Source organism: Salipiger pallidus, assembly GCF_014643635.1.
Taxonomy (GTDB): Bacteria; Pseudomonadota; Alphaproteobacteria; order Rhodobacterales; family Rhodobacteraceae; genus Salipiger; species Salipiger pallidus.
This window is the reverse complement of record NZ_BMJV01000007.1, coordinates 192996-205218: the sequence shown is the minus strand read 5'-3', so window position 1 is coordinate 205218 and position 12223 is coordinate 192996. Positions and strand designations below refer to the sequence as shown.

Annotated in this window: 9 protein-coding genes; 5 read left to right on the top strand and 4 right to left on the bottom strand. The window is 63.7% G+C overall.

The features are described 5' to 3' along the window. Nucleotides 1-394: 394 nt before the first annotated feature. Genes IEX41_RS17050 through IEX41_RS17040 form a run of 3 tightly spaced genes read right to left on the bottom strand, consistent with a single transcriptional unit; the run spans nucleotide 395 to nucleotide 3602 of the window. Entirely contained in the window at nucleotides 395-1438 is a 1044-nt protein-coding gene (locus IEX41_RS17050; protein WP_188791521.1) for an HlyD family secretion protein, read from the bottom strand. Beyond that, on the bottom strand, nucleotides 1435-3150 hold the full coding sequence (locus IEX41_RS17045; protein ID WP_229673313.1) for an efflux MFS transporter permease: 1716 nt from the start codon (nucleotides 3148-3150) through the stop codon (nucleotides 1435-1437). The genes IEX41_RS17050 and IEX41_RS17045 overlap by 4 nt, the downstream gene beginning before the upstream one ends. Beyond that, complete coding sequence (locus IEX41_RS17040; protein ID WP_188791520.1) at nucleotides 3147-3602, bottom strand: MarR family winged helix-turn-helix transcriptional regulator; 456 nt, start codon at nucleotides 3600-3602, stop codon at nucleotides 3147-3149. Before IEX41_RS17040 ends, IEX41_RS17045 begins: the two co-directional genes overlap by 4 nt. A 642-nt stretch (nucleotides 3603-4244) precedes the next feature. On the opposite strand from IEX41_RS17040, the gene IEX41_RS17035 reads away from it, so the two are divergent. From IEX41_RS17035 to IEX41_RS17015, 5 genes are all read left to right on the top strand, one after another. Continuing rightward, entirely contained in the window at nucleotides 4245-5888 is a 1644-nt protein-coding gene (locus IEX41_RS17035) for an OpgD/OpgG family glucan biosynthesis protein (protein WP_229673311.1), read from the top strand. After that, nucleotides 5885-6049 (top strand): hypothetical protein, encoded by a 165-nt coding sequence (locus IEX41_RS17030; RefSeq protein WP_188791519.1) that lies wholly within the window; start codon nucleotides 5885-5887, stop codon nucleotides 6047-6049. Before IEX41_RS17035 ends, IEX41_RS17030 begins: the two co-directional genes overlap by 4 nt. A 10-nt stretch (nucleotides 6050-6059) precedes the next feature. Beyond that, complete coding sequence (gene mdoH, locus IEX41_RS17025) at nucleotides 6060-7844, top strand: glucans biosynthesis glucosyltransferase MdoH (protein WP_188791518.1); 1785 nt, start codon at nucleotides 6060-6062, stop codon at nucleotides 7842-7844. Beyond that, complete coding sequence (locus IEX41_RS17020; RefSeq protein ID WP_188791517.1) at nucleotides 7831-9081, top strand: OpgC family protein; 1251 nt, start codon at nucleotides 7831-7833, stop codon at nucleotides 9079-9081. Before mdoH ends, IEX41_RS17020 begins: the two co-directional genes overlap by 14 nt. A gap of 285 nt (nucleotides 9082-9366) precedes the next feature. Continuing rightward, on the top strand, nucleotides 9367-11196 hold the full coding sequence (locus IEX41_RS17015; RefSeq protein WP_188791516.1) for a putative bifunctional diguanylate cyclase/phosphodiesterase: 1830 nt from the start codon (nucleotides 9367-9369) through the stop codon (nucleotides 11194-11196). On the opposite strand, the gene IEX41_RS17010 is transcribed toward IEX41_RS17015, so the two are convergent. Continuing rightward, nucleotides 11131-11562, bottom strand: coding sequence for a hypothetical protein (locus IEX41_RS17010; protein ID WP_188791515.1), 432 nt, complete (start codon nucleotides 11560-11562; stop codon nucleotides 11131-11133). The genes IEX41_RS17015 and IEX41_RS17010 overlap by 66 nt on opposite strands. Nucleotides 11563-12223 lie beyond the last annotated feature (661 nt).

Genomic DNA, 12223 nt, shown 5'->3' with positions numbered 1-12223 from the left:
ACACGAAGGAACTCGACCGCAATGCTGTTGCCAAAGTCAAAAAATCGCTTGCAGCCCCGGGGGCGTCCATACACGGGACATTGCTTTGCAATGCCCTGCCGGCCAGTGGATTAACCGCCTGAAGCTCTTCGGTGAGCGGGTCATGTCCCGAGACCTCGATCGCCAACCCCCCGAAATCCAGACCTGCATCGCCATATGAACCGCTTCTCGTCCCTCGGCAGGGCCGAGACCGAGGCTGTCGCCTGAAGGGCCACGGGAAACGGGACCCTCAGACCCAACGACGATTTGCGCAAAATCCCCTTGCGAGGACGGGCTTTCGGCTATCCTCAAGACAATTGCCGAAAGCCCGGGTTCCGGAACGCGTCTGGCCCGGTTCCGGCGCGCGGTCGACGCTTCAGACCTTTGCGGCCTTGGTGTCCACCGTCACCACCACCGACAGACCGGGGGCGAGGGCATCAGCCATGTCCTGACCGGGATCGATGGAAATGCGCACCGGCAGGCGCTGAGCGATCTTGGTGAAGTTCCCGGTGGCGTTCGCGCTCGACAGCAGGCTGTATTCCGACGCGGTGGCCGGAGAGAAGCTCTCCACGCGGCCGCTGAAGGCCTGTCCCTGCAACGCGTCCACGGTAAGCCGCACGGGTTCGCCGACCTTCATTCCCGACAGGGCGGTTTCCTTGAAGTTGGCGATCACCCAGAGGTCATGACCCACCTCGCTCACCAGGGCGGTGCCGGCGGTGACATATTGCCCGGTGCGTACCGCGACCGCGCCAAGGCGGCCGTCTTCGGGGGCGTGGATCACCGTATTCTCGAGGTCGATCTGCGCCAGCTCCACCGCGGCCTTGGCGTTCGCGATGTCGGCCTTGTTGGCCGACAGGCCCACCTTGGCGGAATTCACGGTCTCGCGCTGGACATCGACCTGCGCTGTGGCCTGCGTCAATGCCGACTCGGCCTGCTGCAGGGCAAGCCGGGCATTGTCCGCGTTCGACTGTGACATCACCCCGCGTTCATTGAGCTTTTCGGCCCGATCCCAAGAGGTCTGCGCAGTGTCGAGCGCAGATTTCGCCGATTGCTCGGCCGCCTCGCTGGCGCGCAGCGTGGCCTCGGCGGAGGTGACGGTCTGGCGCCCGACCTCGAGCGCGGCCTCAGCGCCCTCGAGTGCTGCTTCGGCCTGAGCGAGCTTCTGGCGGAAGATCCGGTCGTCGATACGGGCGATCACGTCGCCTTTCTTCACCTGCTGGTAATCACTGACCTCTACGCTGTCGACATAGCCGGACAGCTGCGGCGCAATAGTGGTAATCCGGCCCTTCACATAGGCGTTCTCGGTGGTGGGCAGCCGGTCCGAAAAAGGCGGCAACGCCCAGGCATAGAGCACGAGCAACACGCCCGCGATGCCGATGACGGTCGCGATGAGAGTGGGAAGGAGATGAGTCTTGGTCATTGTGAAACCACCGTTTCGGAGGGGGCCTTCGGGGCCAGCCGCGCTGCCATCCAGTCCCGCACAAGGTGCAGGACAAGGGCGCTGGCCGCCGCCGCGGCGATGAGGAAGGTGAGGAAATAGGCGTCATTGTAGGCCATGACGGTGGCCTGTCGGCTGGCTGAAGTTGCGATTTCGGCCATGGCCTGTGCCTGCCGCTGTGCCGCGTCGGGCACGGTGGCCGCAAGCTGGCCCATCCGTGCCGCGATGGCTCCTGCGGTCTGCGGGTCCGTCGCCGTCAGCTCGGCATAGAGCGGCTGCAGATGCTCGGCCTGCCGGTGGGTGACGAACGTCGAGAACAGTCCCGACCCGAGTACACCGCCTAGGCTCTGGGTCGAAATGAAGACGATGACGAAGGATAGCAGGTATTGCGGACCCTTCGACAGCGCGGCGATGAGGCCGGTCATCATGGCGGGCGGCATGAACAGCATGCCGGCGAAGGCGATTAGGGCCTGGCTGACATACATCTGCTCCGGCCCGGTCAACATGCTGGACTGGCTGTCCAGCCACGCCCCCGCCATGATGAACAGCAGGGCGACGAGGTGATAGGCGGGCACGCGGCCCGGTTTCATCCAGCCGATGCAAGCCAGTGCGCCCACAAGGCTGGCCGCCACGATCACCGCAAAGAGGGTGGTCATCTGCGACGGCGCGTAGCCGAGCGCGAGGAACATGCGTGGCGCGCCGGTGCTCTGTTCGGACAGGATCAGGCGGAAGAGGAACAGCGTTGCGGTCAGGTGCATCATGGCCGGGCTGGCCAGCCAGCGGATATCGATGATGGGCCGGGCGCGGTGCAGTTCCAGCACCACGACGACGGCCAGCGCCGCGACCGAGGCAGCGAGCAGCACACCGATCCAGGGCGCGGACGTCCAATAATGCAGCGGTCCCTCCACGAAACTGATGATGGTGCCGCCAAACCCGAAGGACAGCAGCCCGAAGCTGAGAAAGTCGAGCGGTTCGATCACCTTGGCATGGGGCATCGGTCTCAGGGGCAGCAGATAGACCGCCGCCAGCGACGCCATCGCCAGTCCAAGGGCCGTCAGGTGCACCCACGTAAGCCCGCCGTCCCCGATCAGCGCCGGCGATATCACCCGCGCCAGCGACGGGCCGGACATCAGCAGCAGCAATGCCAGCGGCAGGCCAAGCTTCATCTTCCACTGTGGAGCCAGCGGCTCGAGCATATAGAGGAAGGCCAGTGTCGACAGTGGCGCGGCGGCGGCGCCAGACAGTGCCTGCACCACGAGGGCTGAGCGGAAGTCGGTCATCCATACCGCCGCGAAGGTAACCACCACGTAAAGCGCGATCCCCACCTCGGCAAAGCGGCGCAGGCCGAACTGGGTGCGCATCTTGATGAGCATCACCGGCAGCGCCGCCCGAGGGATCATGTAGACAGCCATCAGCCAGCTTGATTGCGTGGTGGTGACGCCAAGATCCCCTGCAAAGGCGGGGATGTTGGCTGAAACAAAGCCTTGCCCGAGGCCTTGGGTTATCGCCAGCAGCGTGGCGGCCAGCATGTAGGGCACCGCCCTGTGCACGGGCAGGGGAGGGTGCGGCTCGGGGCGTGCGGGAGGCTGGGAGGCGGGCTCGGGGGCCGACTCCTGCTGATCTGCCGTCGCTTCGGTCGGGGCCTCTTCGTCAGGCTCCTGACGGGCGTTGGAGGGGTGGGCGGTGCCGCTCATAGCGCCCCCAGGCGCGTGAGGTTCTCGCACATCTGCTGCAGCACGGCGGTCGCGCGCTGGCGGTCCTCGGGCGGGATGCCGTCGAGCACGTCCGACCGCAGCTTGCGGGCGAACGCGTTGATCTCGCTCTCGCGGCCCTTATAGGTCAGGAAGACGATCTTCTTGCGCGCATCGCCATCGGCGTCGCGCCGTTCGAGAAATCCATCCGCCTCGAGCCCGTCGAGCTGTCGCTTGAGAGTCGGGGCCTCGATCTCCAGAAGGCCCGCAAGCTCGGCTTGGCTGATGCCCTCGTTGCGCCCGAGCACGGTGATGACCCGCGCTCGCGCCATGGTCAGCCCCATGACCTTCGCTTTGCCGTCATAATGTTTGCGCAAATTGCGCATCACCTGAAGCAGCGTGTCCACAAGTGCGGTGTCAGAGGAGGGGTCGGTGTCGGGCTGGGGTGTCGTCATTTTCGTTAGCTAGCTAATAACTTCTGGAACGTTAGCGAGCTAATGAGGTTCGGAGAGGAATTCAAGGGGCTTTGTGAGGCAGGCTCAGTGACAGGGTGTCGCGGTCCCAAAAAGGACTGCCGGAGGTATCTTGGGTGGCGTCGGACGGGAAGAGGGCTATGCCATGGGCCGCAGTGCCGGGGGAGTGGATGACGAAAAACGACCCGCTTTGGTGGATAAGTGATTCTCTGTCCCCGCCCGGTTGCGCGGCGTGAGGGGGCGGGCAACGAGGGCAGATCACCCTATGCGCGAAAAACTGGCAGTTTGTGAAGCCGCGCGTTATGGGGAAGCGGCAACAGTCTGTCGCGTTTCTGTAACATGGTGTCGCAGCCCGGCGGACTCGGTTGTGCCTCAATTGCGTGCGTCTAGCCTTCATTTGTGGCGTTTGGCGAGGCTTTGCGCGCGGACGGCGGAAAATCGCGTAGCAGACAACCGCCCGGTTCAGTTCATCCGTGAAGGGCAGTTCGCATGACCTATCTGGAACTCAGGCGGAAATCAGACACATAGATTGGCAGAAGGACGCCTATGGCACGACCATCGGTTGGCGCATCGCGCAAAAACGACCTCTACTCCGGGACCAGAGATTTGAACGCGAAGATGAACATGACACACATTCGGAGCCTGCGGCGCGGGCTGCAACTGGCCCGCGGTGCGGAGCATGGCATGAGCCGCAGGCAAGCGCTCGGTGCGGTTGGCGCGGCGCTATGCTCGGTGGCTCTGCCGCATGGCGTGCTGGCACAGGACACTCAGCCTGAGGGAGAAGCGGACACCGGTGGAGGCAAGCCCTCCGTGCCGTTTTCCTTTGACAGCCTCTCGGAGCAGATGAAGCTTGCGGCGCTGCAGGATGCCCCCCAGCGCGAAACCATCGAGGGCTTCCTCGACGAGCTCGATTATGACGATTACCAGCGCATCCGTTTCGATTCCCGTCATGCCCAGTGGGCTGACACCGAAGGATCGCTGTTCCGGCTGCATGCCTTCCATCCCGGCTGGCTCTTCAAGGAGCCGGTGTCGATTCACGAGGTGGTTGACGGGCAGGCGACCCCGATGACGTTCACCACCGACGATTTCGACTATTCGTCGCTGGAGCGCGAAGTCCCGAGTTCGCAGGCCATGCCGGGCGTCGCGGGCTTCCGGCTGCACAACCAGCTCAACAAGGCCAACCATTACGACGAGCTGGTGTCCTTCCTCGGGGCAAGCTACTTCCGGGCGCTCGGGCGTGACAACGTCTATGGGCTGAGCGCGCGCGGCCTTGCCATCAACACCGGCACGTCCGACGGCGAGGAATTCCCACGCTTCACCGATTTCTGGATCGACCGGCCCGAGCCGGGCAGTGATACGATCATCATCCATGCCGCGCTGCACAGCGCGTCGGTGACCGGCGCCTACCGGTTCGTCATCCACCCCGGCGTGACCACCACGATGGACGTCACCGCGCGGCTCTTCATGCGCAATGACGTGCAGCAGCTGGGGATTTCGCCGCTGACCTCGATGTTCCTCTTCGATGGGGCCGATCGCGGTGATTTCTACGATTTCCGCCCGGTGGTGCACGACAGCTCGGCGCTGGTGATGAACGTGGGGGAGACGACTTTCTACCGCCCGCTCAAGAACCCGCCGCGGCTGGCAAGCTCGTATCTTGGTGCCGAGCGGCCGCGGTCCTTCGGGCTGGTCCAGCGCGAGCGGGAGTTCGACCAGTATCTTGATGCGCAGGCCCATTATGAACGCCGCCCGTCCCTGATGGTCGAGCCCTTGGGCGACTGGGGCAAGGGTATGGTTCGCCTGCTGGAAATCCCGTCGGACCTCGAGGCGAATGATAACATCGTTGCCTACTGGGTGCCCGACGCACCGGCGCGGGCGGGCGATTCCCTGCAGTTCGCTTATCGCCTGCACTGGGGCATGTCGCCCCCGGGGGACCGCTCGGTCGAGCTTGCACGTGTGCTGCGGACCCTGTCCGGTGAAGGCGGTGTTGCAGGGGTTGAAAAAGACACCGACGAACGGAAATTCGTCATCGATTTTGAAGGCGGGTTGTTGAGGGAACTTTCTGCAGACGCGAAGGTTGACCCAGCAATCACGGTCTCGAACGCATCGGTGACGACCACGGCTCTTGCCAAAGTCAGTGGAACCGACATCTGGCGTCTGGTGATCGATGTGCAGGCGGAGCCGGGTTCGACCGTCGAGCTCAAGGCCGCGCTAGCCGGATACGACCGTACTTTGACTGAAACCTGGCTATATCAATGGGTAAAGGAATGAGTGACAAATCCCAAACCGTCCAGACTGACGTGACCGCAACCGATAGCTGGGAGCCGCCTTCGGCCCCTCTCGATATGCCGCGCCAAGTGCTCGAGTCTGAGCGTGGCGTGACTGACCGTTTCGCCATGTTCCGCCTGCCTTGGGCGCGCACCCGCGCCTGAGGGTTTCTGAATGGCCAGAGCCTCTCATCCCGCTGGAGCCCGCACCGTCGCCGTGCGCAGTGCTGCCATTATTGGTGCACTGCTGCTGGCATTCATAGCCTCCGCCCTGGTGGCAGAGGCCGGGGCGACCGACGGGTTCAGCCTTTGGGATGGCCTGCGTACGGCGCTGATCTTCATCACCACCGCGTGGTTGGCCTGGGGGGCCATGCTGGCGCTCTGGGGCCTGCCAGCGATGCGGGCGCAGCGGGTGCCCGAGTTGCAGTTGCCCGAGCCCAAAACCGTGGTCCTCGTGCCGATCTGCAACGAAGATCCAGTCGAGACCTTTTCGCGCATCAATGCCATGTATGGATCTGCGAACGACGCGGGGCTCGCCCTCGATTTCGCGATCCTGTCGGACACGCAAGCCACTGAGGCCGCGGCGCTTGAGGAGGCAACCTATCGCCGCCTCTTGGCCGAAACCGGTGGGGCAGGGCGCATTTTCTATCGCCGCCGCACCGACAACAGCGGACGCAAGGCCGGCAACATCGAAGATTTCTTCCGGCGCTCGGGCGGTGCCTACGAATTCGCGGTGATCCTCGACGCGGACAGCCTCATGGAAGGGCAGACCCTCCGCCGCATGATTGCCCAGATGCAGCAGGATCCCAAGATGGGCCTGTTGCAGACGTTGCCCCGCGTGATCGGAGCGCATTCTTTCTTTGGACGCGCGATGCAATTCGCCGCGGCCTTCCACGGGCCGATCTTCACGCGCGGGCTCGAGCGCATGCAGGGCAATACCGGTCCGTTCTGGGGCCACAATGCCATTGTGCGCGTAAAAGCCTTTGCCGAAAGCTGCGCGCTGCCCGAACTGCGCGGCAAGCCGCCTTTTGGTGGGCACATCCTCAGCCACGATTACGTCGAAGCGGCGCTTCTGGCCCGTGGCGGATGGAAGGTGAAAGTGGACCACACCATCGAAGGCTCGTTCGAGGACGGCCCCGAGAACGTTCTGTCTTATGCCAAGCGTGACCGCCGCTGGTGTCAGGGCAACCTGCAGCACATGCGGCTGCTGTTCGCCCCCGGCCTCGTGGGCTGGAGCCGTTTCGTTTTCCTGCAGGGCATTCTTGCCTATATCGTGTCGTTGTTCTGGGCCGGATTCCTTCTGGTTTCGGTTGCCTCGACCCTGATGGCTCCCGCGCCGGACTACTTCCCCGAACCTTACCAGCTGTTCCCGGTGTTTCCATCAGACCGCACGCTGGAAATCACCGCCCTTGCCATCGGCATCGTGGGCCTGCTGATCTTGCCGAAGCTTGCCATCTTGTTCGATGCCGTGATGAGTGGGCGGGTGCGCAGCTTTGGTGGCACTCTGCGTGCCTTTGGCTCGTTGGTGATCGAAGTGCTACTGAGCTCTCTCATGGCGCCAATCATGATGATGTACCAAGTGCGCGCGGTACTCCAGGTGCTGTCCGGGCGTGATGGCGGCTGGCCCGCCAACGCTCGCGGTGAAGGCAAGCTGCCGCTTTCGCATGCCGCCAAGGCAAGCACCTGGATCGTGGCATTCGGGGCTGCCGGCCTTGCGGCGGTGTGGATGCTGTCGGCAGATCTCGTGCCGTGGCTCCTGCCGGTCTGCGTGCCGATGATCCTTGCACCGCTGCTGATATCCTGGACCTCGCGGCCATTGACTCATGCCCTGTTCCGCGTGCCTGACGAGGCCGAGGCCTCGCCAGTGGTAGCAAGCTACCGACGCATCGTTGCGCGGACCACTGCACATGATCCCCGTCCCTCCACGCTGACGGGGGCAACCGCAGATGCAACAGCCTGACACCATCGCAGCGTCGGCCGCCAAGGGCGGCGTCGCTGCTCCGGCGCTGCCGGGCCGCGATCCGCGCATCGACGCATTTCGCGGATTGGCGCTTATCACGATCTTCATCGACCATGTGCCAGGCAATCCTTACGAATTTTACACCCTGCGCAACTGGGGCTTTTCCGACGCGGCCGAGGCGTTCTTTCTCATGTCCGGCATCGCGGCAGGGCTGGCCTATTCCGGCGGCATCGGACGCAAGGGACTGGCCGAGGGCGGCTTGCCAGTGTGGAAACGGGCCTGGACGCTGTACCTTGTGCACCTGTTCCTGACCTTCTGGGCCATCGCGATCTATGCTGCCGGCTCTCATTGGCTGCAAAACCCCGATCTGCTTACCAAGATCAACCTCCGCATGGTGTTCTCAGCCCCAGAGGACACGCTTCCCGCGCTGCCAATGCTGCTTCATCAGCTGGGATACGTGAATATTCTGCCGGTCTACAGCGTGCTTCTGGTGACCACGCCTTTGGTGATATGGGCCGCTTTGAAGCGCCCCGGCCTGGTCATGGCGGGGTCCATCCTGCTCTGGTTCGCGGCGGGTCTCTGGCGTTTGAATTTCCCCAACTATCCCAACCCGGGCGGCTGGTTTTTCAACCCGTTCTCCTGGCAGCTCATCTTCACCATTGGCCTGCTGACGGGCGTGAGCCTCAAGCAGGGCAATCGCTTCGTCCCCAAGCTGGGATGGCTGTTCTGGCTGGCGGCGGGTTGGCTGGCACTGGTACTGGTCTGGCGCTACGTACCGGTAGTCGGCAGTATGTTGAACCACCAGATGGCGCGGCTTGGTTCCTTCGGCATCCCCTTCCACTTCGTTTCTCATGACAAGACCTTCGTGGCCCTGCCACGTCTGCTCCACGCTCTGGCCCTCGCTTACGTGCTGTCCTGCTTGCCGATGGTGCGCCGTGCGGCGGGCAGCGGCCCTGCGGGCTTCCTGAGGCTATTGGGGCGGCACGGCCTGCTGGTATTCGCATCCGGCACGTTGGCGTCGCTCGTCATGCAGGTGCTGGTGTTCTCGCTGGTGAACCCCGCCCCCGCCGCCTGGGCAGTGCTGCCGGTAGGCATGGTGGTCATGCTTGGCGTCGCGGCCCTGGCAGAGCGGCGCCGGTTGGCTCGCCTTGCCGCGGCCAAGGCCGGGCCTGCGGTGGACAGCATGTCGCGCATGATGGCACCAGACCTTCCACCGGCGCGGGCCTCCGCCAAGTAACGCCCTGCACTCCGGCAGCGACGAGCTGCACATGTTTGCCGGAGCCGACCACCCGTTAACCATTTCCCGGGGGGCATGGTGTTATGATCCGCCCAACGACGGTGGAAACTCCGCGAAAGGGAGCGGGGGCCTTGTCACTGCGGTTGTCCGACAATGAATCTGAAGCGCGATTAAGAGTTCATTAATCTCTCGTCGGCAAAGAGAGGGTTTGGAGTGTGTTGGCGAGACGTCGGTGCGGGGCTGTGTCGTGTTCTCGGACCTTGTTGGTAGAGGGATGATAACGCGTTGAAGCTCGCGCAGGATATAGGACGGCCCCGCCTAGAAAACGGTGCTGCCGGGGAGGAACTTGGCCGACGCCTTGAGGGCGTGCTCTCAGTGGTCACCGCCCTCAACGCGAGCGCCGTGCAGTTCACCATCCTGCCATTTGCCGATCTGCCGGAAATGGCGCCGCTGGTCCGCGCCCGTGACGATCGGGCGGCATCACGCCTGTCGCACTGGACCATGGTGATGATGCGCCGGCCAGACTGGAGCAGTGCCTTTCGCGGACGCCCGGGCGACATCGGTGCCGATATATCCGAGATCACCGATGATGGCGCGTTCTGCGCTGCCTTGGTCAGTTCAGGGACTGACATGCCCTTCGGCCTGCTGACCATGAAGTTCGCTGCGGATGAAGACCCGGCCGAGGTCAACACAAGCCATGCCATCAAGGTGGCCCAGCTGCTGGGCCAGACCATCCAGCAATGGCGTGAACTGCGCTCGCTCGAGTTGGACCTGATGGACCAGAAGCGGCGCACCAAACGCCTCGCCCGGCTGTCGGAGCTGGACAGGCTTACGCGTATCCTCAATCACCATGCCTTCAAGGCCAAGTGCTCGGAGCTGCTGGGCAACCCCGACCGCCCGGGAGCGATGATGTTGTTCGACGTGGACAACTTCAAATCGGTAAACGACATCTACGGCCACCATTTCGGCGACATCTACCTGTGCGCGATCGCCCGCGCCATCGTCCGGGCCCTGCCGGGCAACGCGATCGTCGGGCGCGTCGGCGGAGACGAGTTCGCCGCCTTCGTGTCGAGTGCGGGCATCACGAAGTCCTGTGTCGAACGGCTGATGATTGCCTGTACCGCCGATGTGCAACGCTGCGCGGCCCGGCTGGGCAGGCCGAACCTGGGGCATATCAGCATGGGCGCCGCGCTCGAGATCGACAATGTGCCCGATGTAAACCGACTGATCCAGTGTGCGGACGCGGCGCTTTATGCCTGCAAGAAGGCGGGACGCGATGCAGGCCTTGTCTTTGACCCGGCCCATCATGAGAATTACAGCGCCCTGCTGATCCGCCCACGCTTTCTCCGGGCGCTCGAGCTGCAGGAGGTCAAGCCGTTTTTCCAACCCGTGATCGAGCTTTCGACCGGCAAGCGGTGCGGGTTCGAGGTGCTGGTGCGATGGCTTGATCCGCAGCGAGGTATCCTAGCGCCAGAAGAGTTCGAAGCGATCCTTGGCGAACCGGAAATGGCTGAGAAGCTGGCACAGCAGCTGTTCGGTGATGCCTTCGAGCAATTTGCGTTGCTGCCGGGGCACGAGGATCAAACGCTGGCGATCAACCTGACCACCGTGGATCTTATCAAGCGGCAGCTAGTGTTTGATCTGCAGGTGCTGCTGTCCAAACACGGGCTGGACTGGTCGCAGCTGGTGGTCGAGGTGACCGAGAACACCATGCTCGGGCCGATCAACGGGCCAGTGTTCCAGAACCTCGCGGACCTGCGCAGCCGGGGTGCCAAGGTCGCGCTGGACGACTTCGGCACCGGTTACGGGGGGCTGTCCCACCTGCGCGACTGGCCGGTGGATATCGTGAAGCTGGATCGCAGCTATATCGACGACATGTGGCGAAACAAGCGCAGCGCCGTTTTCGTCAACGCCCTGATCGAGGTGGCCCGCAGGATGGGGCTCGCGGTGATCGCCGAAGGGGTCGAGCGTGAGGAAAACAGGCAGTTGCTCAAGGACATGGGCTGCCAGATGGCGCAGGGCTACCTGTTCTCGGTGCCGCTGGCACCCTCATCCTTTCTTGGTACGGACGGCCAGGACCACGGCATTGCCGAGGATGCGGAGGAGGGGCTTTGACAGGACGAAGTGCCCGATGCGCGTCTGGGTTTGACCGTTGAAGCCGGTCATCAGCAGCACCGCCGTACGCGGCATGGCGGTGCTGATCTCGTCCGCAAAGGGGATGCCGTTCCTCCCACCGGGCATGCGGATGTCAGACAGTGCCACGTCAAAGCCCCCGCCTTGCAAAAGCGCGCGTGCCGTAGTGCGCCTGTTGGCGAGTATGAGCTCGTCGCTGTCGTCTAAGACGCAGGTGGCCGCGCTGGCGGCATCGAAGATGTGCTGAAGCTGTTCGCGCTCGGCTGCGGGGAAGGTCGCCCCGCGGTTTCGGCTGCGCGCTGTCAGTACCAGCGCCAGATGCGCAAGCGCCTTCAGAAGGTTGGCCAACAGCGAGCGTCAGCAGCAGCCCCCCCGCAGCGCCAGCGCGGTGATCGTCAACGTCAGATGAGCACCGGCCCGAGATGGTGCCGGGTCTCGCGCGCGTCAGGGCCCGGACCGGTCAGGTGCCGGACCCCGCTTCCAGGGAGCAGCGTCCAGCAGCGACAGGGCGGCGATCAGCAGGGCTGCGGCGGGCAGGATGTGCGATGGCCGGGGGGTCGGCGGTCAGCGTGGATAGCTCCGGCATTGCCGTCTTCGCGACAACAAGACGGTGACGATGGCGTTGATCTCGCGCAGGCGCGCGGCGGGGAGCAGCCGTCACTGTGCCCCGCCATAACCAAAGGCAAAGAGCAGCGAATTCGCAACCTCGTTCCTGCAGGTGATCACGATCACGGGCAGACCCTCCCACCTCTTGTGGATCCAGTGCAGCGTCATGGTAGCGAGGCTCCGGCCACGAGCACGTCGAAAAACAGCACATCACAGCCATCCGGTCCGTCCCAAAATCGGTCCAGCCCGTCGTCACCGCTGGCAACCAGTGTGACCTCGTGGCCAATCGCCTCCATCTCGCTGTGGAAGGCGTGGCCATGTTCGGAATCACAGTTAAGGATAAAGAGACTTCTCAGCGTGCCATCAGAGTGAATTGTGCGCTTACGCCCATATGATACGACTG

Coding starts and splice junctions, on each gene's coding strand:
- IEX41_RS17050 (WP_188791521.1), bottom strand. CDS start 1,438: ATGACCAAGACTCATCTCCTTCCCACTCTCATCGCGACCGTCATCGGC.
- IEX41_RS17045 (WP_229673313.1), bottom strand. CDS start 3,150: ATGAGCGGCACCGCCCACCCCTCCAACGCCCGTCAGGAGCCTGACGAA.
- IEX41_RS17040 (WP_188791520.1), bottom strand. CDS start 3,602: ATGACGACACCCCAGCCCGACACCGACCCCTCCTCTGACACCGCACTT.
- IEX41_RS17035 (WP_229673311.1), top strand. CDS start 4,245: ATGACACACATTCGGAGCCTGCGGCGCGGGCTGCAACTGGCCCGCGGT.
- IEX41_RS17030 (WP_188791519.1), top strand. CDS start 5,885: ATGAGTGACAAATCCCAAACCGTCCAGACTGACGTGACCGCAACCGAT.
- mdoH (WP_188791518.1), top strand. CDS start 6,060: ATGGCCAGAGCCTCTCATCCCGCTGGAGCCCGCACCGTCGCCGTGCGC.
- IEX41_RS17020 (WP_188791517.1), top strand. CDS start 7,831: ATGCAACAGCCTGACACCATCGCAGCGTCGGCCGCCAAGGGCGGCGTC.